The following is a 21,570-nucleotide window of genomic DNA, read 5'->3' on the forward strand; positions in this document are numbered from 1 at the left end:
AATTTTTTCAGAAGCACTCAAACAATTAAATAAGGATTGCCGTGAGTGCTTGTAGCTTATTAATAATTGTGGGGATCCCTCAGGATTTGACCCCTTAGGTCTTTTGACCCCTTAGGTCTTTTAAAAGCACAAGTTGCATTAATCGCTGGCGCAGTAGGGGGTGCAATTGGGCTTGTTGTAATGAACTTAGGTTTAAGCTACACCATGGGCGTTGTTGTAACCGGCGCTGTAATTGGGCTTATGGTTGCAACATCAGAAGAGGTATTTAGAAAAGCATCAATTAACGTTACTTTAAAACCTATTGGTACTGGCATTTCATTAGCAAAAGCGCACAGCTTTAATTTAACTTTAGGTGCAGATCCTATTTTAGTTGGGTTTACAGATGATATGGATATTAAGTTAACAAGCAGCGGAATTGCGATGCAAAAGCAAATAGGCCGTATTTCAATTGAAGGTAATGACGTGTTTTTTACTGATGATAGTGACAACAGTAAAGTGAAAATAACAAAAGAAAGAGGGTTTAGCATCGAAAACTGTGAAGTAAGCCTGCAAGGTATTAGCTAAATCTTAAACTGATATACAACATGATTTAACTACTTAAAGGCAAAGAGCTTGAACAAATGAAAGGGTAAATATTCTCCCTTTAATAAGCGCCAAAACTAAAGTAATAGAACTAGAATAATAGAACTAAAGCAATAGTTTTGGCGTTGTTAGACTGCTTCACTCTTTAAGCTTTTTTACTAAACCCAAGCATTTTATAAACTTGCAGTAACTACCTAATTTCTCAATAATTAAATTATTAATGCGCTTAAGTAAAGTGTGAGTCGCTTGTTCAATATCACGATCTGCAATAGCATTTAATATTATTTTTTAAACTTTTATTGTTTCGATTTAAGCTGCCTCGATTGCGGTTTTTCCTTAGTTGTTAACTGGGTCATCAACTTTCGAGTATGTTGTGAAAATGAATAACATTAGACGTGACGTAGTTTTTGTAAAAGACGTAGTAGAGCCTTTGGTGTAATAAGCAACTAAAAGGAGCATATAGCTGATAGTCGGCTAAGAGCTGTGGTTTCAACTGGTGAATGCAACACTATCCTTATTATTAGTTAAAGGAGCGTTCACAGGAAACAGAGAAAGTGTATTTGTTATAATGCAAAACAAAGAAGATTAACTTTTAGTCTTAAATAGTCGTCAATTTTTTATAGATATAATGCAATAAGCTCTGCTTTGATATATAAAAACAGAGCCCAAGTTTAGGTTATGGTTTTAACTAATTTATGATCTGCGCCTTTCGATCTAAAATTCCACTAAAACGAGTTAAAACAAGTGCAATTAAAACAACAACAGCGCCAACCCAAGGAGTATTCATTAAACCATGCTCTTCAACAATGATACCACCTCCCCATGCTCCTATTGCAATGCCTACATTAAAAGCTGCGATATTTAGACCCGATGCAACATCTACTGCATCAGGTGTGTATTTTTCAGCTAGTTTCACAATATAAACTTGCAAGCCAGGTACGTTACCGAAAGCAAATGCACCCCATACTAAAATAGTTATCACAGCTGCAACCGGGTTATAAGCGGTAAAGTTTAAGACTAATAATATCCCTGCAAGTCCTGAAAAAATTATCGTTAATGCTTTAATAGGACCAAGGCTATCAGCCATTTTTCCACCCCATATGTTTCCGACAGCAACGGAAATACCGTACACTAAAAGTATTAAACCTACCGAACTAGATGCAAAGCCAGTCACTTCATTAAGAAAGGGTGCTAAATAAGTAAAAGCAATAAAAGTTCCGCCATAGCCAATCGCTGTGATCGCATAAACTAATAATAACCTTGGATGAGTTAACACTTTAACCTGTGCTGCAAGATTAGTTGGTTTAGCTTGCTTTAAATTGCTTGGGACGAGTATAGCGCTACCAATCATGGCTAATAAACCTAAAATAGATACGGTTAAAAAGGTAGCTTCCCAACCGAAAACTTGACCGATATAAGTGCCTAATGGAACCCCTGTTACTAAAGCTACGGTTAATCCTGTGAACATAATTGCAATAGCACTTGCTCCTTTTTCTTTCGGTACTAAGCTTGTAGCAATAGTAGAGCCTATAGAGAAAAATACACCATGTGCCAGTCCTGTTAGTATTCTAGCTATTATCAATGCTTCAAAACTAGGTGCTTGCCAAGCGACCAAGTTTCCAATAACAAACAACCCCATAACCGATAACAACACGTTTTTTCTATTCCACTTACTTGTAAAAGCGGTTAAAACAGGAGCACCTATTGCTACACCTAGTGCGTATAGACTAACTAATAAGCCTGCTGAAGGGATCGATATACTAAGGTCTTGTGCCATTGTTGGTAGTAATCCGACAATCACAAATTCGGTTGTTCCTATCGCAAAAGCGCTGAGTGCTAATGCAAGTAATGCTAGTGGCATCATAATCTCCAAGTTTAATTAATACAGCGGTGTGAAGTTAGGGGGTTAAAGAAACCCTTACTTCTATTTGTTGGCGTAATTATTACCTGCTAAACTGTTGCAATAAACAGTGTTACTTACAAAATACTATTGTAATAAATGAGGTTAATTTGAATTTAAAAACAAGATCCGATGATTTAGAGCTTTTATTAGCTGTTGTTGAGTTTGGCGGTTTTTCTGCTGCTGCCGACGCATTAAATATTCAAGTTGCTCGTATATCTCGCTCTGTAACAAAAATAGAAAAAGATCTTGGAGAAACTATTTTAATTCGTACAACTAGACGAGTTATGTTGACAGATGAAGGTAAGAAATTTGTTGATGCAGTAAGTATTGGTCTTCAGCATATTCAAAATGCAGAAGCAGACATAGCTGTTAAGGCAAAGATCCTTCAAGGAAAGTTGCGTATTGATGCTGTTAGCCCATTTATATTTCATCAAATTGCGCCTCATATAAGTGCTTTTAAAAAGGCTTACCCTAATATTGACATTGAACTTAATTCTAATGAAGGAATCGTTGATTTAATTGAAAAACGTACCGATGTAGCAATTAGAATAGGAAAATTAGATGACTCAACATTACATGCCAAAATTCTAGGAAAAAGTTCACTTTTTATTGTGGCATCTCCGCAATATATTACACAAAACGGCTTACCTAAAAAACCAACAGATTTGAAAAATCATACATTAATTGGTTTTTCAAATATTAAAACACTTAACAAATGGCCGATTAGAGGGATAGATATAATCACACCAACAATAACAGCTAGTAATGGTGAAACTATTCGGCAATTAGCTTTATCAGGAAGTGGTATAACGTGCTTATCTGGTTTTATGGCTAACCAGGATATTGAGTCAGGTAAACTCATTTCATTGTTGGACTCATATAGGATTCAAGGTACTGACAGGGAGTTGGTGAATGCAGTATTTTATAAATCGTCAGCAGCTTCTGAAAGGGTTAAAGCATTTATAGACTTCATCAAACCCAAATTAACATTATGATTAACATTAGCTTTGTTTATTTGCTTATCTTATCTTTAAGAACGCTTTTGCAAAGTGGAAGTTTATATAAAAGCCAAACGTTCAGCTAGCCCAATACAAAGCTCATTAAATCTGTTCTACAAAGTAAATCATTAAGTTAAAACCTCAGTAATTAGCGAGTACTTCCTTTATTTCAGTTTGAGATACTCAAGTTAGTAATACTTATTTCTGATATACTCAGTCAGCACTTTTACTCAAAAGGTAATAGTCTTCAGCTTGCAACTCAATGCAGTTAATTCACTGCTCTTCATTATTTATTGTCAAAATTACACCTTTGTAAAATAGAGCTGGTTCATCCGAGCCAAAAACGTACAGAAAAAACACCGCCTAAGTTTATTGGCGAAGTATGATGATTCGTTGATGAACTCAAGCGTACTTACTTTATAAACAGGACTTAGCATGAGTGAATTAACTATCGGCGTTATCGGAACATCCCGCAAGACAGATGAAAGACGGTATCCTATTCACCCAGAGCACTTATTACGAATTCCCGAAAATCTTAGAAAACAAATGGTGTTTGAACAAGGCTATGGCACCGCTTTTAATGTTAGCGATGAATATATTGCAACGTTAACGGGTGGCATTGCATCGCGCAGCGAAATACTTACCCATATTGGCACTGCCATTATTGCAAAGCCTGTACTTGCTGACTTAGAAGAAATGCGCGAAGGAGGCACTATTTGGGGCTATGCCCACTGCGTTCAACAGCATGAAATAACACAAGCGGCGATAGAACGTAAACTTACCTTAATTGCTTTTGAAGATATGTATGTGTGGTCACCAAACGGAAATGTAGGGCGCCATACTTTTTATAAAAACAATGAAATGGCAGGGTATTGCGCTGTAATACATGCATTGCAACTTAAGGGTATTGATGGTCATTATGGCGATCAACGTAAAACGATTATATTTAGTTTTGGTGCAGTGAGTAGAGGCGCAATTTACGCTCTTAAAGCGCATGGTTTTAGAGATATTACAATTTGTATTCAGCGTCCTGATCACGAAGTGCGTGAAGAAATATTAGATTGTCATTATGTTAAGGTACGAGAAGGTCTTGAAGGAGAGGCTCGCATGATGGTTGTTGAGCATGATGGGACTAATCGACCTCTTGGCGATCTTATTAGCGAAGCCGATATTATCGTGAACGGGACTTATCAAGAAACAGCTCATCCGGTTAACTTTGTCATTGAATCAGAGGCCGACTGCTTAAAACCAAACAGCTTAATTATTGATGTTAGCTGTGATGAGGGGATGGGATTCTTTTTTGCAAAGCCGACAACGTTTAAAAATCCTTTATTTCGATATAACAACACGGATTATTATGGTGTTGATCATACACCGAGTTATTTATGGGAAAGCGCGACGCGTTCAATCTCTGCGGCGCTCATTGTATATTTACAAACGATACTCAAAGGCGCTTTACAGTGGCAAAAAGATGAAACCATTCGCCGTGCAATAAACATTGAGCAAGGAATAATTAAAAATACGGCTATTTTGGCATTCCAAAACCGCGAAAATATTTACCCTTATAACGTAATAACACAATGATTATATCTATCTCTAATCTAATTTTACATTAGATTAATTAGGGGTGTGCACTTCGTCTTAATGCTAGTAATTTTAAGGCGAAGTGTTTGTTGACTGATAGTAAAACTGGAGAACTTAAATCTTAAAAGTTTTTATAAAACGAACACCCACAATTTATAAGGCTACCTGATATGCCTAACGATTCTAAAAACATACTAAATCGTGGCTTAGACTATATGCACGACCCATTTTCTAATTTTATGCGTGCTCAAACCACCTCTAGTCTGTTTCTTCTGGTATCTACAATCATTGCACTATGGTGGGCAAATTCAGCTTATTCAGCTACCTATCTGAACTTAGTGCATACGCCTATTGGGATCTCATTAGGAAACTTTGAGCTAAAAACCTCGCTTAAACACATTATTAATGATGGTTTGATGGTGATATTTTTCTTATTGCTTGGGCTTGAAATAAAACGAGAGGTACTTGCTGGAGATTTAGCTGAGCCCAAAAATAGACACATGCTCATTTTTTGCGCCATTGGCGGAATGGTCGTGCCGGCTGGTATTTATTCGCTGTTTAACTGGGGGCAAGATTCACTGATTGGTTGGGGTATACCCATGGCAACCGACACTGCGTTTGCATTAGGTGTGCTTACAATTGTAAGAAAACATATACCAACAAGCTTGTTGGCTTTTATTGTAGGTCTTGCGATTGTTGACGATGTGGGGGCAATACTCGTTATTGCCGTGTTTTATACCCAAGAAATATCGGTGATGTATTTGTCATGCGCCGTTGTTCTATTTGCTTTTTTAGTAGCCGCCAATTATGCCGGAATAAGGCAGCCGCTTTTTTACATTATCATTGGTCTTGCCACCTGGTGGATGATGTTACAGTCAGGTGTGCATCCTACTGTAGCAGGTGTTGCTATTGCTTTAACGGCTCCTGCTCGCTCAATGTTGGGCTCAGGAAGGTCGCTTGAAAAGGCAAAAACAACCATTACCTCTATGCAAAAAGAAATAGAGAAAGTAGATGTTCTGGCTAGCAGACAGGATCATAAACAGGTACTCGAAATTCGTGATTTAGCCGAAAATGCGGGTACACCTTTGCGTCGGTGGGAAGATGTGCTGCACCTGCCTGTCGCACTGTTTATTTTACCGCTATTTGCTTTAGTTAATGCGGGTGTGGTTTTTAACTTTAGTTCATTTGTTGAGAGTCTCAGTGATCCCGTTGGCTTAGGTATTATTAGTGGTCTTGTTGTTGGTAAGTTTATTGGTATTTCGGGTGCGTGTTGGCTTGCTTTGCGCTACAAAATAGGTTGCTTGCCAGAAGGTATCAATCTTCAGCATGTTATTGGTGCTTCACTTATCGCTGGGATTGGATTCACCATGTCTACCTTTATTGCTACGTTGGGGTTTGATGGGCAAGCCGAGCATCTTCATAACGCAAAAACATCGGTTTTAGTGGCTTCGGTTCTTTCTGCAATACTTGGGGTTTTATATATTCGAGTGGTTGCCTCAAAAAAGAGCAATAAATCAATTAATTCAACGTCATAATAGGACGAGAAGGGGCTAATGGGTATTCAATAGTTTGTACTCATTAGTTGTACTTAACCCTTTATTTATCAATTAAACCTATTGTTTAAAACACGCTATGTGGCGTACCGAACAGACCAATTAAAATAAATACGCTAATGTCTTATTAAGGTTTTTTGGCTTTAAATTAATCTATAAGTGCATGAATTTAAATCTTAAAACTATTCCTTAAATCATTACCCCTAAATTATTACCCTTAAATTATACAGAGGAAGTTATCACCTAGATTGCGAAGCACGTTGGCGCTTTAGGCTAGGGCTTATGACAATCTAAAGTAGTAATAAGGCTCCATATTTTTGGTTTCTTAAAAAGGAGAATATTATTTCTACACAAAACGAAAATAGTCCAAATTCTAAAAGTAAAAGCGGTCCGCCAGATATCGATAAAGTGATAAGCGGTGCGCTGCAAAAGTATAAGAAGCTGCTAAGTGGAAAATTTAGCACAAGTTTAACCATAGTATTGTTTTTGGGATTGATTGCTACAGGCTATAGCGCAGTCTATACCGTTCCCAGTGATTCAGTTGCTTTGGTATTAAGGTTTGGTAAGTTTCAAGAAATTCTGCCTGCGGGCTTACATGTAAAAATCCCATTAGGTGTTGATCACGTCACAATAGTGCCTACCAAGCGGCAATTAAAGCAGGAGTTTGGTTTTTCTACTCCTGGAGCCTCAGACCCTGATCAAAATATTAATCCTGAAAATAATATTCGCTCATTTGCGCCAAAAATTTCACCTGCAACAAATCAACGCGAAGAAACCCAAATGGTAACTGGCGATTTAAACACTGCGCTGATTGAATGGGTAATTCAATATCGGATAGCCGATCCCCAAAAGTACTTATTTGAGGTGCGCGACCCGGCAGGCACTTTACGATACGTGTCTGAATCAGTTATGCGTGAAGTTGTAGGCGATAGAACTGTAGATGAAGTAATTACCATTGGCAGGCAAGGGATTGAAATTGAGGCATTACAAAAAATGCAGGCATTGGCAACCAAATATGTAATGGGGATTAGTATTGATCAGGTTCAACTAAAAAATATTAACCCACCCGTACCAGTACAAGGGTCGTTCAATGAAGTTAATCAGGCTCAACAAGAAAAAGAAAAGTTGATTAACGAAGCGCGTCGCGAATATAACCGCGTTATTCCGCTTGCTGAGGGGGAGCGGGACCAACGAATAAGAGAGGCTGACGGTTATCGCCTTAAGCGAGTTAATGAAGCTGAAGGCGACGCTTTGCGTTTTAATGCGCTGTTTGCACAGTACCAACTGGCACCTGAGGTAACACGCAGACGAATATATATAGAAACAATGACTGATGTTATGCCAACGATAAAAAATAAAATTATTATCGATAGCGAAGCACGCGGTGTATTACCTTTACTCAATTTAACTTCACTAAAAGGACAGCAGCCATGAAATCTTATTTAATCGTTGGCAGCAGTATTTTAGCTGCACTTGTAGGGGTTACTTTATATAGCGCTTTATATACGGTTAACGAAGTAGAGCAGGTTGTTATTACTCAGTTTGGTAAACCGGTTGGTGAGCCAATTAGAGAGGCGGGTATTCAACTCAAAATGCCTTTTGTTCAGCAAGTTAATTTTATTGATAAGCGCGTGCTGGAATGGGAAGGAACACCTTCTGATATGCCGACCAAAGATAAGCTTTATATTTCTGTAAGTCTTTACGCGCGGTGGCAGATTACCGATCCGTTGCAGTATTTTTTACGCTTAGGTGATGAGCGAAGCGCACAGTCTAGACTTGATGATATTTTTGGCAGTGAAACGCGTAATGCAGTAGCCACACACGAATTAATCGAAATTATTCGTACAACGAAAGATCGCCAACCTTTGCGTGACTCGTCACTCACCGAGGCTGAAAAAGAGCAGAATATTGGTAGTTTAGTGCCTATAAGCATGGGACGTTTAGTTGTCGAGCAAGATATATTTAATGCCGCAGCCAAAAAAGTCAAAGTATTTGGTATTGAGCTTATGGATATTCGCTTTAAACGTATTAATTATAATGAAAGTGTACGCCCTAAAATCTATGAACGTATGATCAGCGAACGTCGTCAAATAGCAGAACGCTTTTTGTCAGAAGGAAAAGGCGAAGCTGCCCGTATACAAGGTAACAGAGAGCGAGACTTAGATAAAATTCAATCTGAAGCCTACCGAGCAGTAACAGAAATTAGAGGTAAAGCTGATGCTAAAGCAGCCGCTATTTACGCCTCAGCCTATAACAAAAATGATCAAGCAGTCGCATTTTATGCATTTACCCGTTCGTTGCAGGCGCTTGAACTCGCCCTTAGCCAAAACACAACATTGGTTTTATCGACCGACAGTGAGCTATTTCAGTATTTACAACACACTCAGGCGAGTGAGCCTAATCCTAAAAATTAGCATGCTTCATATTTAAATATTGTATAGATATCATCAAACTTAGGAGCAATAAATGCAAATTGAAACAATTAGAGATGTACTCAATTGGACCGTTTTATTTCACAAAAACTTAAAAGATAGCCTAAACCAGAGCTCTGAACAAAATAAGGATGAGGGAGCACGAATGATGCTTCGCTACCTATTTGAGCATGAGGAGAGTTTAGAGAATATTGTACAAGGATTTGAAAATACGGCAGACGTAAAAGCGCTAAACACCTGGTGTTTTGATTACATCGAAAAGCACTCAATTATTGAGCGCGTTGATTGCAACTCACTCTTTGAAGAGCTAGATATCTCAGACATTATGGAGAAAATAGTAAACCATCATGAACAAGTTATTGAGTTATACATTCATATATATTCTCGTGTAGATATCGAAAGCGCAAAAACGTTGCTTGATACAATAAAAGATATTGAAGAAAATGAGATAAAAAGAATTGTGCAATCGGCTAACCGGTTTTCAGATATGTAATAGACTGATTGAACTGGCAATATTAGTGTATTACTAAGGTGTCAGTTCAATCAAATGTATGTGATATCAATTTATATCAAAGATCTTTTCTTTTAATCGAGTTAAGTAAAATAGTTTGGTGTGCTCAATATATCCGGACAGTCAATCCTAGTTTATTCAGTTATACCAATCTGCTTATATACGGGGTCTATTTATCAACGTTATAGAGTGATTTAATTTGTTTTAATTGTTCAAATATTTATGCAGGTTGGTATTAAAATGAGAAGCAGATGATATGGCATGACTATGAATCTACTTACTTTTCATTAGATTATTCCCTCAATTTAATATCTAGCCATAAAGGCTGTATCTTTTTATTTAATATAATACAAAACAATTAAATTTGACTGTACTAATACGGCAGTTGCTTTACAGTTTAAGATCTTGGCGACTCAAATTAGAAGGTTACAACAGACTCATGCGGTTATCTCTAACTCAATCAGCAGCAAGTATTTTATATTTAGGCTTTATTCAGTTTTTTGTTGTTGTAGTAATTTTGGGTGGGTTGGAGAGTCTTTTACTTGAAATACCTCTGATGCCTATAATTTCTATTAGTACTGCTTTAATATCGCTAGTTTTAGGCTCAATCTTAACTTTATTATTTAATTTTAAATTTACAAAAAAAGTTAAATATGTGACTCCTGTATTAGGCATTCTAGGGTGTGCTTTTTTCTTAAATTTTCAATTTAGCTTATGGGGAGTCGTTGACGAAAAGTTTTTTTTAATTAGTGATAATCCATTTATTACTGCTTTAAATGCCGTTATGGTTTTTTCTTTTTTCTCAGCGCTCATTATTAAAATTTTATGTTCTGCAACGATAACTAAAGGGGCTAAGTTTACCAAAGCAGTCATGTTTTTAGTTATCTTTACGGGTGTGTCGTTATGGTACGCTAGTGCAGTAAAAACAGTGAGTAGTGAAGAAGAAAAAGCACGAGAAAAAATAAGCTTAGTGGGGACAATGCTTAATAAAAATCTTGATGAGCATAAAAAGTCATTATCTCGGATTAAGTCGAGATTAGAGAAAGTGAGTCATGATAATTTTTTAAAGCTTGCCGCTGTTGATATGAAAAATTATGCGAGAGATTATAAAATCATCAAAGGGATGCTTATTTTTGATGAAAATCTTACGTTAGTTGAAGGTGACATATTTTCTAAGCAATTTATTTCCAGTGGATTTTTATCAAGTGATTCTGTAGTGAACTGGTTAAATACAACTACGGATGAAGTTAGATTTGCAGCTAATTCATTAACGTTGAAAACGAGTACGCCGACTATTATGTTTTCGATACCTATAAATTCAGTTACTAGCGGTAAATATCAAGTTTTAGCTTTACTAGACATGAATTTATTAATTGAGAACAGATACATAGATTATCTAAATACGTTTGATGTATTTATTGAATTGACGCCTCAAGTTTACTTTTCTGTTAATGCTCAAAAGCAAAACGTATACGATTTAAATATACTATTGAGTTTATACAGTGACTATATTGTAGAAAAAGTCGATGTAATGGGCATTTTAAAGCACAATATATATAGTTTTATTAATAACTACTCTGCATTAAAAGAAAGGGCAAAAGTCGAACAAATTATAATTTGGCTTACTTTCATCTTTATCTATATTTTTATACTTGCTTCAGACTCTTCATACCTACTAAAACAACAATCAAAAAAGCTGTTTAAAATGGCTAAATATGATGAGTTAACAGGGCTAATTCGCCGAGATGCGCTAGATGATGAAATAAACGCTAAACAGTCTAAGCAGGCTAAAGCGTTAAACTCACCGTGTGCAATGGTTTTTATAAACCTAGATGGCTTTAGTTCTATAAATAATAGTTTAGGGCATGCCATAGGCGATAAAGTTCTCAAGTTAGTTGCAAGAAGACTTAAAAATAACGCGCTGACAGCCGACTCAATAGCACGCTTTGGTAATGATGAGTTTATTCTTTATTACAGCAATATAAGTAAAGATAAACTAAGAGAAGAAATATCAGTATTAATAAGCTCTTTAGCAAACGTTTATTATTTAGAGGACGTTGATATTTATCTTACAGCCAGCGCTGGTATATCGATGTCTAAAGAAAGAGTAGGAAATTCAAAAGTACTATTACAGCATGCAGATATTGCTATGGACAGTGCGAAAACCCTTGGAGGGAATCAGCTTTGTTTTTATCATAAGCTAATGGATGATAAGCATAAAGAAATAGTCCACATTAGAGGAGAGCTTCAAAAAGCGCTTAAAGATGGTGACTTAGAAGTGTATTACCAACCAATCCATAGTTTATCTGATAACAAAGTGATTAGTGTTGAGAGTTTGGTGCGATGGAAAAGTAATGGTGCGTATATTTCCCCGGCTATTTTTATACCTATAGCAGAGCAAACGGGGCAAATATTAGAAGTTGGCAAACAAGTACTAGCACAGGTACTTAAAGATATGAGTAATACTGCACAGTTAAAAAATATTACTGTGGCTGTTAATTTTTCACCCCAGCAATTACAACTGCAAGGGTTTGTTGCAAATATTTGCCAATTAGTCTCTGATAAATGTATAGAGCCACATCGGCTCACCGTTGAAGTTACTGAAACAGTCATGTCAGAAAAAGGGGTTATCGAAGGCGTTCTTAGAAAGCTGATGGCTAAGGGCTTTAATGTTGCGATTGATGACTTTGGCGCTGGATATTCTAGCCTTTCTTACTTGTCGAGGCAGCCTGCTAATATTATAAAAATAGATCGGGAGTTCACGATTGGTGCTGAGCATGAGGGCCAAGAACGCGCTTTATTAGAAGGTATCATCAAGATTTGTACAGAGCTTAAAAAAATAGTGGTCATTGAAGGTGTTGAAAATGCTGAGCTGATCGCCTATTTATCTCAATTCAGCAGTATAAGGGTTCAAGGCTATTATTATTCCAAACCAATACCTTTAAATAATCTTATTGATTATATTAATAGCCTAAATAAAACAAGTCATCATAAGTAAAACGAGAACAATCAATTATTACCTTACAACATGGATTAACTCGCTAGCTATGGAGTAATAACATAGCCACGAGCGTCTATTTTTTTACGGGAATATCATTTAATAGCTTTATGATAGCGCTGTTATTACCGAGTTTAGCTAAGTCTAACAGGTAGCTTTTTTCTAGCTCTTGCATTGACTGATCTGCTAATAATTCTTTTACCGATTGTTCTTCCCCATTTGCTATTGAAGTTTCTAAGGCTGCAAAGTTTGCGATTGAGTGTTTAATTTCATTAGTCATAATAAGTCCCGTTCGTTGTGTTTTGTTAAAGCTGTTTACTGGCGTATTTTCAAGCTTGGCTTGATCTTTACAAAGGGTAAATATGGGTTGGCATTGTTGGGTTGCAAGGTGGAGCGAGAAATTGGTTTAATTTATCTTCGCTATTGACTAAATGCTGGTACAAAGACGACATTGCTTGCTTAGAGTGCTCATTATTAGCTGCACCAACTTTGTATCTACTGAGTCAATAGCGCACCATTAAAAATGTTCATAAAGTTTATCATATTCCTGAATACATACACCAACATATAACAAGCTACGTTAAGGGTCGGTTCGTTAACACACATAGTCTAATAGTAGTGTTCTATTTTGTGTTTTATAGCAGTGAGTTGTCGCTATGCTGTGGTGTAAATTATCTTTAAACCCCATCAACCATTATGGATATATATCGACTAAAGGCAGATAAATTTAGACTATGTGTGTTAGCGTACATATTCGCCTTGTTATATTGAATATTTTATTATTTCAGTGAAGTACAGCTGGGAGTGTCGGCTTATATTTAAAGTGAATAAACGTATATAAAATAATTAAAGACACCTTAAAATTCTTTAATAAAAATAGAACAATTTTTATTATCAAAAAGCAACGACCTTTCATTTCTAGCGCCTAATAACTGTATAAACAAATCCGAGTTTATTATTAAAATATCCTAACTTACATACTTTCAAAGCCATTACTTTTAGGTTTTATTAGTTATTAGTTATAAGTTGGGCATATAAAAAGGAAATTCACATTAGATGGGTCAATTGAAGAACAAACTGCTTAATGCTTTATCTACTGACGCACAACACCACATGTTTCCGCTTTTAAAGCGAGTCAATTTATCCCTTGGAGAAGTTATTTATGAAACAAGTGAAAAGCTCGATTACGTTTATTTTCCAATAGATAGTATTGTTTCATTATTGTATGTGATGATTGATGGCTCATCTGCTGAAATATCAGTTATCGGTAATGAAGGGGTTGTAGGTATAGCTGTATTTATGGGGGGAGAAAGCACCCCCAATCGGGCTATTGTGCAAAGCGCTGGTACTGCTTATCGCTTACCCGCTTGTGAATTACGCAGGCAATTTAATAGCGAGCCTGATATGCGTATGCTCATGTTACGTTACACGCAATCATTGATTACCCAAACGGCGCAAACCGCAGTTTGTAATCGTCATCATAGTATAGTGCAACAACTAAGCCGCTGGCTTTTGCTATCGATTGACCGTTTACCGAGTAACAATTTAATAATGACTCAAGAGTTAATAGCAAATATGTTAGGCGTAAGACGTGAAGGGGTAACTGAGGCCGCTGGTAAACTACAAAAACTGGGTATTATCACTTATAAACGTGGTCACATTAGTGTGATAGACCGACCTCAGTTAGAGTCCCAGTCTTGCGAGTGCTATGAGGTTGTAAAAAGAGAAACAGACAGGTTGGAGTCTTATATGGAAAAAAAACCTAACACGAAAGAACCATCAATTATCAGTTAATATATTCTGGTATCTAATAAGTTTATTTATATAAAAATAAAATTCAGTAATAGCTTCAAAAAACACAGCCTAGCAAGTTGTTCACTGAGCCTGGGCTCTAAAATAAATTTATTAAATGATACGAACAAGTTTAGGTTACTGGTCACTTAATCTTCAATTGCAAAGAGGTAAATTTGTAAGGTAGAGGTTGAGTTTTTAGAGAGATTAAAGGGCTAAAAATATGGTTTGGACGTTTGGATAAAAAATAATAAAAACTTAACGAGTAGATTTGATAGGTTCTTCAACTGTCTGAAATGTAAACTTTAATTGGTACGACTGAGTGGATTCGAACCACTGACCCTTGGACCGGGTGATCAAGAGTGGGTAGTGCTTTTTCTTTGGATTTTTATTACTTTGAATTGGTACGACTGAGTGGATTCGAACCACCGACCTTTGGACCGGGTGATCAAGAGTGGGTAGTGCTTTTTCTTTAGTTATTTATTTATTACTTTGAATTGGTACGACTGAGTGGATTCGAACAACTGACCCTTGGACCGGGTGATCAAGAGTGGGTAGTGCTTTTTCTTTGGATTTTTATTGCTTGGAATTGGTACGACTGAGTGGATTCGAACTACTGACCTTTGGACCGGGTGATCAAGAGTAGGTAGTGCTTTTTCTTTGGATTTTTATTACTTTGAATTGGTACGACTGAGTGGATTCGAACCACTGACCCTTGGACCGGGTGATCAAGAGTAGGTAGTGCTTTTTCTTTGGATTTTTATTACTTTGAATTGGTACGACTGAGTGGATTCGAACCACCGACCCCTACCATGTCAAGACGTTATTTTAACTACTTCTATAAATAATAATCTCCAGTAAATATAATTAATTGCATATTATTACAATAACTTAGATAAAATTTAGTTAATATTAAAATCTGTTTTTGAGTGTTTTACGAACATTTAAAGCTTGATCTGGGCACTATTTAGGCACATTATGAAAATGTCAAAAATGACTACTTATTGTTCTGGTGCTGAATATGATTGATGAGAATGTTGAAGGCAAATTAAAAAAGATCGATGAATTATTAGACAGGTCTACATTTGAGTATATTGTCGCAGAAAATATTACCCTTGAAAAAACCATAGATAATTTAATCAGTAATATAAATTTATTTTCGTTTTTAAAACCAAGTTCAAACGACAGCTTTGATACAATTACTACTTGGAAACTTGATGCTTATCAAGCCCCGATAATTGGATATAAAACTGATAACGAAAAGTTAAAACTAGTCTCTGGCTTATTTACATTTCATAAAGTTTGTCGACTTCAATATCAGTCAAATCAACTTGTCCCATGTTTGATCCTTCCTAATCGTCCGACACCCGATCTTAGACGTTTAATTTTTCTTAATGATATTGTTCGACTACTTTTTAAGCAGTACTTTAATGCATCCGGCCCTTTAATCTCAGAGTTACTTATTGGCTTATTCAAAGGTGAACAACCAGTAATTGATTCAACAGAATGGCGTACCTTATTTCCAGCTATTAAAACAAAAACAGAATTATGTAAATGGCTTAAAATTAGTACAAAAGTGATTAAATTATGACGGGTATGCTAAAAGTTAAGCTTCTTGAGCATATTGAGTTGTATTGCAAAGGGGTAAACTTGGAAATCAGTATCGAGGATATAAAATCTGACTTTGATGATTTTACTTCTCGCATAAGTGCTCCTGAAGATTTGAGTGGTTTATCACAAGTTTTTTTATTATTAAAAAGGATGAATGATGCGTCATGGAAGCTATGGGAATTTACTAAAAGTGAACTATGTCTTCCTGAGTATATTTATTATGCCTTTAATGAGTATGGAGTTGAGCTAGATGCAAGCTCAAGAGAGAGTTTTAATCGCAGCACATATAAAAATGGTTGGTGCAATGAGATACCATTCTATGTATTACTTATTAAATCATATGAGTATAAGCAAGATTCAAAATCATTAAATCTTCTTGCTAATTTTATTGGTAATTATTTTAAAAAAATACATACACTCATCGATCCTGAATTAGCTACAAGCTCATCAACAAGAGAAGCTGAGGTTTGTAATAAGTTTCGCTTATTAATGAAAAAGTCCAATATAGCCTTCGTACCTTATAAAGATAAAATATTAACAAACTACCTTGATTCAGCTTCGTCAATCGCGAGTAAGTTAGAGTCAATTATTAATAATGATATATATACTAATAATGTAACGGATAGAGGTTATTTAAATACTTTAATTCATTTTTATAAGAATGACTGGCAACCAGCTCGGCTGTATAAACGAGGAGGCCGTTACAGAGGCTCCATCGCTAAATGGTATAAAAAACCTAATACTTTACCTATTACTGGGGCTGTTGATAATTTGTCAGTTTTAATACCATCTTTAAACTTTTTATCAGATACAGAGGGACTTAACCCTGAAGATTCTGAGGTTCAGATGCCTTTTGTAATTGATAACAATGAAAGCAATACTGAAAGAGATAAAACCGATCATCAAAGCATTGAAATGATTTTTAGTCCCGCCTCTAAGAAGAAAAAACAAATAGATATAACTCGCAATGTGCACCGAGCTCATAATATTGCTTACCAAGATACGCGATTATTAAAGGCGCCAGAACTGGGCTTATTATTTGATACATTAAATAAGTATGGCCGTTCCGATAAAAATATTGAGCTTGCGATATTGGGATGGCTGATGTTTTTATTGGGTAAGACGTTACATGAGATAGAAAGCTTACAGATATTTAATAAAATAGATGACAAAACACGAGGTTTGTTTCTAGATGAAAATGGTCGAGGCTGGTGGTATTTCCCTATAACTCAAACCGCTAAACCAACGATTAAAAAAGTTGGTCTTATTAAAACAGCGAATGGTGTATTTACTGCCTGTCCTACATTTTTGACAGATTTAATAATTAAATACTTGAAGGGCAGAAAAGAAGGCTTACTTATTAACGTAGACAATTTTGCAGCACTTGAAAGCAGTTTAGCCAAAAAATTAAAAAAGTTATCAGATAGAGCTTATAGCGGAAGACTAAGTATCAATAGCATTAGTAATTTTATTGGGAATTATATTAATGCAACAGGTGTGATAGACCCTATTTATATAGACTTTAGTTACGATGTAAAAATGTACTCTACTCGAGTATCTCGAAGCTATAGCAATATTGATGATGTTACGCGGTGTGAAAGGCTATTTGAGTTTTGGCAAGAAGTTGAGTCTGATTACTATGATTATTGTAAAGAAAAATCCCCTATAAAACTTTTTGAATTAGTGTGTTTTGATAAGCGTAATCGTATGCTTGGTTCTAAATTTACACCAGAGAATATGACAGTTAAGAGCCTCATAGCAGCTTTGGCATTAGAAGTTAAAAACACTAAGTTAAACTCTTTAAAAAAACTTGATGCAATCTTAAAATACCATAACGCGTTTACAGTCTATACGGCATGGATGTTAATGTTTGGAACGGGTTATCGGGCTGTTTGGAACCCGTTACCAACTTTTTCCCTGTATTTTCCAACGCTAAACCTCATGGGGATAAGTGATAAAGATGATAGTGATTTTACGCATTCTAGATTAGTTTGTTTACCGTCTATTTTAAATGCGCAAATCACAGCTTATCAAGAGCACCTTAGTTGTTTGAGAGGGTTAATAAGAGTATTAAAGCCCAAGTTATGCCAGTCAATAGATGACTTTTTAAATGCCGCCTCTAAAAGCTTAAATCTCGATTACAAAGAATCTTGTCAGTGGTTTAAGCTAATTAGAAATTCACGTATAAATCATGGACCTTTATTCATATTTCAAAGACAAAGAGCAGGAATTGTTACTAAAGGTATTTCTCCTACAGAGTTAGTTCTCAGGTTACCTAAGGAACATAAAATACCTGCAAATGCAGGAAGGCATTGGCTTAAAAGTAATTTGCTTTATAACAACGTCAATTCAGAGCTAATAAACTTTCAAATGGGCCATTGGCAGTCTGGTGAGGTTCCTTTAGCTGATTATTCGACACTAAATTACATAGATTCTGTAAATGAATTATTACCTATCCTAGATAAGTTATTTAAGGGGGTAGGGTGGCAAACTCTAAAGTCCGATCTTATTTAAATGAACTGAAGAAGCAAGGTAAGTTCCATCAATGTTTTCAACAGATTGTAAATGCTTATAGAAACGGCTCTGATAATGATTTTGGAATTAGATTTAGCGATGATGATTTTTTAAACGAATATAAAAAGCTATGCATGCTAATGCTTAGGTATTTTAAAAAATCCGATGAGAATGTTCTTTCTAGTGAAATGAACATTTTAAAGTCACGGTTAAAAGAAGACTTAACGATTAAACACCTTCAGCTCATGCTTATTGATGCTATATTAAATTATGGATTAAAGCATCATGGTATTGAATCTTCAAAAGTCCCTCAAATCGTCGTACTAAAGCGCGATAAACCTATGTTATCACCAGTAGAATTAATAAAACTACCGATAGCACTACAAATTAAGTCAATATTAAGTAAAGAGCTACAAACACCAACTGCTAATTTATCAAAAGAAGCTAGTTATGGTCGGTTAGTTTTATTTTTATATATGACAACAGGTGTTCAGTTTGACGAGCTTATTACAATCATAAATGCCCCGGATGCTTTAATGTATTTAGGTGGTCAAGTATTTTGGTATGGGAAAAGCGAAAAAGAGGAACGACGATACGTACTATGTGATGCTGTTGTCCTTTTATTATTACATCATAAAAACTTCATTAAGCCGTCTGAGAAAATACGAGTAAATAAAAATAGATTAAGTGAATTTATAATAACGTTTTTAACAGAAGCTAGTGGTAAAAACTGGCAAAGCTTGTCACTTTTAAAATTACGAACACTTAGAAAAATAGATACTATAATCAACCTCAGCCCTATCGACTATCAGATGTATTTACGGTCTAGTACCTGTACCGAGCTACCTCAAACAGCTTTTTTAAGGTTAATAAGTAATAAGGCATTAGTTGCAGACGAAATAGCAAAACAACCTAAGAAATTTAATGAGCTTAATAAGCTATTGTCATTTGATAGTGACAGCTTTGATTATATTGAGCCTAAATTAATAAAAGCCAAGTTAGAGTATACCTATAAAAACTTGAGGGAACTGAATGGCCAAAGAGCTTCAAGGGCACAGTGCATTAAATTTGTTGAACAAGAATTGAAAAATGATAAAAATAGTGTTTATTTCAATATTTTGTGTGGTTGGCTTTATTATCTTTTGAAAGAGGGAGGGGTAACTAAAAAGAAGTTAAAAGTAGACACAGTAATTGATTATGTGAAAAGTATCAGTGAACCTTTTTTAAATGTTTTTACTCGAACTGATCTAGCAGTAATATCAGCGTCAGATTGGGCAATAAAGTTAAATGATACGAGTGAATATTTTAATTCTGCCCAACGTAAAAAGTATTTATATTATTTCTCTGTGTTTTTAATAGAGTCTGAAATTGTCAAAGACTTGTGTATTGACGATCTTGATATAGCTCCTGTCCAAAGTAAAGTTGATGCTAATTTAGTTTCAGCTAGTCATGTAAGCGCAATTCTTGAATATTTAAGTGACAGCCTCAATAACAGTCCGGTTGAGTTATATGCATATTTATTAATGTGTTTTTGTTTTTATAGTGGCTTGCGCCGTAATGAAGCCGCTAAGCTGTACTTTGGTGATATTCAGGTTTCACCTATAAAGCCAAATAAAGGTGAATATGATTGGGTTCTACTATCAATCAGACCAAATAAAATAAGGGGTTTAAAAACACCTTCAGCTAGAAGAGAACTACCCCTAGATGCGTTATGGCCAAAAGAGCATTTAGCCAAGTTAAGAAGCTTTTATGACGTTCAAAAAAACACTGAAAATAAGCCATCAAATTCATTGTTATTTAACTGCTCTGTTAGCGTAAATAAAGCATACGAGCTATTAACGCAATTACTGCATTACTATACTAAGGATCATACTCTAAGAATTCATCACCTAAGACATAGCTTTGCTAATTGGACTTGGTACAGATTAAATTCAAACTTGGTATTAACGGGAAGGCAGTATTTATCTATATTTGAAAATGGCTTATTTGATCAAAGTTTTATTACTCACTTTAACAAAAGATTAAAAGTTAAAGACAATACTCGCTCAAAAATGTTTTTTTTGTCTCATTTACTTGGTCATAAAGTCACAGTGTCGACACTAAATAGCTATTTACACTTAAAGGACATACAGCATTGCGCTCAAATGAATCAGACATATACAGTATCTAAGTATTTTTTATCTGAATGTATAGGGAGATCTAATTTTAAGGAGTTTATGCCAGGTGAAAGTTTAATTGAAAGAATTGAATTTTATAGTAAAAAACAAGAGCAAGACTATTCGATCCAATATGCAGGTAAGGTTAGTGATTTAATCACACCATCGTTTAAAGGTTTTAAACAAAAGTTTGAAGTTGATGGGCAAATAAGAATGTTAGATTATGCAAATGCTCTTAAATCGCTAGAACTAAACTCAATACACGATACAGCATCGAGTTACTCACTCCCTGTGGAGCAAGTTCAAAAATTACATGATAATGCTCTGAGTGTAAGCAGGGAATATCCCAGGAAAGGTAAAAAGCTGCCCTTAATTCCTAACTTCCCAAGTTTAGATAATACTAAAGATGACTTAAAAAGAGTTTCTTCACAAAAAGCATTTTATTATTTATGTCAGAAATTTGATACTTTATTAAGTCAGAAAAATGTAACGCTTAGTGAAGCATTTGATGCCCTACAAATATTGAAATATGGTGCTGCAGGGAAGAATTTCGCTCTTCGTTGTCCTGATGAGCAAGTAATACGCAACTTTTTAAATTTATGTATAAAATTTAAATTAAAGTCGAGCCACTTCAAATTTCGTTTTCATCAAGTAGATTTACAAAATCAAAATGTTATTCAAGCGAGGTCTTACTGGGAAGAATTAGTTTCGTCATTTGGATTAAGCGATAGTCACATCGAAAGCGCCTCAATTGAGGAGGGCAGGTTTCTAGGTAAACATAATGGCAATGGCTTTTTAGAAGTTGGATTATTAATTACAGTAAAGGGTAGTAAAGGTACATATAAAAAGTCGAGGCGCCACCATAGCTTAATGAGCTTTCTTCATTTGCTGCTTATTATAAGTTATAGGGCCGGCGAAGCCCCTTAATAGCTTCAAA

Annotated in this window: 14 protein-coding genes; 12 read left to right on the forward strand and 2 right to left on the reverse strand. The window is 35.5% G+C overall.

Annotation, left to right across the window (positions count from 1 at the left end; genetic code table 11):
- Positions 1-180 precede the first annotated feature (180 nt).
- On the forward strand, positions 181-564 hold the full coding sequence (locus GQR56_RS04275; RefSeq protein ID WP_166109276.1) for a hypothetical protein: 384 nt from the start codon (positions 181-183) through the stop codon (positions 562-564).
- A gap of 706 nt (positions 565-1,270) precedes the next feature.
- Here GQR56_RS04275 and GQR56_RS04280 read toward each other — a convergent pair.
- A complete protein-coding gene (locus GQR56_RS04280; protein WP_166109331.1) occupies positions 1,271-2,443 on the reverse strand; it encodes an MFS transporter in 1,173 nt (390 codons plus the stop codon).
- 149 nt (positions 2,444-2,592) lie between these two features.
- Between GQR56_RS04280 and GQR56_RS04285 the strand changes: the two genes are divergently transcribed.
- The 7 genes from GQR56_RS04285 (at position 2,593) to GQR56_RS04315 (ending at position 12,561) form a co-directional block, all read left to right on the forward strand.
- Positions 2,593-3,480, forward strand: coding sequence for a LysR family transcriptional regulator (locus GQR56_RS04285; protein ID WP_206018091.1), 888 nt, complete (start codon positions 2,593-2,595; stop codon positions 3,478-3,480).
- A gap of 438 nt (positions 3,481-3,918) precedes the next feature.
- On the forward strand, positions 3,919-5,067 hold the full coding sequence (locus GQR56_RS04290) for a N(5)-(carboxyethyl)ornithine synthase (protein WP_166109277.1): 1,149 nt from the start codon (positions 3,919-3,921) through the stop codon (positions 5,065-5,067).
- Positions 5,068-5,237: 170 nt separating this feature from the next.
- Positions 5,238-6,602, forward strand: a complete 1,365-nt coding sequence (gene nhaA, locus GQR56_RS04295; RefSeq protein ID WP_166109278.1) for a Na+/H+ antiporter NhaA — start codon at positions 5,238-5,240, stop codon at positions 6,600-6,602.
- Positions 6,603-7,112: 510 nt separating this feature from the next.
- The gene (hflK, locus tag GQR56_RS04300) at positions 7,113-8,054 is read left to right on the forward strand and encodes an FtsH protease activity modulator HflK (RefSeq protein ID WP_002962612.1); all 942 of its coding nucleotides are present in this window, start codon (positions 7,113-7,115) and stop codon (positions 8,052-8,054) included.
- Positions 8,051-9,034, forward strand: a complete 984-nt coding sequence (gene hflC, locus GQR56_RS04305) for a protease modulator HflC (protein WP_166109279.1) — start codon at positions 8,051-8,053, stop codon at positions 9,032-9,034. The genes hflK and hflC overlap by 4 nt, the downstream gene beginning before the upstream one ends.
- A gap of 52 nt (positions 9,035-9,086) precedes the next feature.
- Entirely contained in the window at positions 9,087-9,545 is a 459-nt protein-coding gene (locus GQR56_RS04310; protein WP_166109280.1) for an ATPase, read from the forward strand.
- 457 nt (positions 9,546-10,002) lie between these two features.
- Positions 10,003-12,561: a bifunctional diguanylate cyclase/phosphodiesterase gene (locus tag GQR56_RS04315; protein WP_166109281.1), complete on the forward strand. Its 2,559-nt coding sequence runs from the start codon at positions 10,003-10,005 to the stop codon at positions 12,559-12,561.
- A gap of 76 nt (positions 12,562-12,637) precedes the next feature.
- Here GQR56_RS04315 and GQR56_RS04320 read toward each other — a convergent pair whose 3' ends face one another.
- The gene (locus GQR56_RS04320; RefSeq protein WP_024590352.1) at positions 12,638-12,841 is read right to left on the reverse strand and encodes a hypothetical protein; all 204 of its coding nucleotides are present in this window, start codon (positions 12,839-12,841) and stop codon (positions 12,638-12,640) included.
- A 776-nt stretch (positions 12,842-13,617) separates the two neighbouring features.
- Between GQR56_RS04320 and GQR56_RS04325 the strand changes: the two genes are divergently transcribed.
- From GQR56_RS04325 to GQR56_RS04340, 4 genes are all read left to right on the forward strand, one after another.
- On the forward strand, positions 13,618-14,355 hold the full coding sequence (locus GQR56_RS04325; RefSeq protein ID WP_166109282.1) for a Crp/Fnr family transcriptional regulator: 738 nt from the start codon (positions 13,618-13,620) through the stop codon (positions 14,353-14,355).
- Positions 14,356-15,373: 1,018 nt separating this feature from the next.
- Positions 15,374-15,943, forward strand: a complete 570-nt coding sequence (locus GQR56_RS04330; protein WP_024594206.1) for a hypothetical protein — start codon at positions 15,374-15,376, stop codon at positions 15,941-15,943.
- 59 nt (positions 15,944-16,002) lie between these two features.
- Positions 16,003-18,477, forward strand: coding sequence for a hypothetical protein (locus GQR56_RS04335; RefSeq protein ID WP_139015469.1), 2,475 nt, complete (start codon positions 16,003-16,005; stop codon positions 18,475-18,477).
- Entirely contained in the window at positions 18,447-21,560 is a 3,114-nt protein-coding gene (locus GQR56_RS04340; protein WP_166109283.1) for an integrase, read from the forward strand. The genes GQR56_RS04335 and GQR56_RS04340 overlap by 31 nt, the downstream gene beginning before the upstream one ends.
- Positions 21,561-21,570: the final 10 nt, after the last annotated feature.

Origin of the sequence: Pseudoalteromonas sp. Z9A5 (assembly GCF_011378875.1) — a bacterium.
Taxonomy (GTDB): Bacteria; Pseudomonadota; Gammaproteobacteria; order Enterobacterales; family Alteromonadaceae; genus Pseudoalteromonas.

Coding starts and splice junctions, on each gene's coding strand:
- nhaA (WP_166109278.1), top strand. CDS start 5,238: ATGCCTAACGATTCTAAAAACATACTAAATCGTGGCTTAGACTATATG.
- GQR56_RS04290 (WP_166109277.1), top strand. CDS start 3,919: ATGAGTGAATTAACTATCGGCGTTATCGGAACATCCCGCAAGACAGAT.
- GQR56_RS04320 (WP_024590352.1), bottom strand. CDS start 12,841: ATGACTAATGAAATTAAACACTCAATCGCAAACTTTGCAGCCTTAGAA.
- GQR56_RS04315 (WP_166109281.1), top strand. CDS start 10,003: ATGCGGTTATCTCTAACTCAATCAGCAGCAAGTATTTTATATTTAGGC.
- hflC (WP_166109279.1), top strand. CDS start 8,051: ATGAAATCTTATTTAATCGTTGGCAGCAGTATTTTAGCTGCACTTGTA.
- GQR56_RS04280 (WP_166109331.1), bottom strand. CDS start 2,443: ATGCCACTAGCATTACTTGCATTAGCACTCAGCGCTTTTGCGATAGGA.
- GQR56_RS04330 (WP_024594206.1), top strand. CDS start 15,374: ATGATTGATGAGAATGTTGAAGGCAAATTAAAAAAGATCGATGAATTA.
- GQR56_RS04275 (WP_166109276.1), top strand. CDS start 181: ATGAACTTAGGTTTAAGCTACACCATGGGCGTTGTTGTAACCGGCGCT.
- GQR56_RS04310 (WP_166109280.1), top strand. CDS start 9,087: ATGCAAATTGAAACAATTAGAGATGTACTCAATTGGACCGTTTTATTT.
- GQR56_RS04325 (WP_166109282.1), top strand. CDS start 13,618: ATGGGTCAATTGAAGAACAAACTGCTTAATGCTTTATCTACTGACGCA.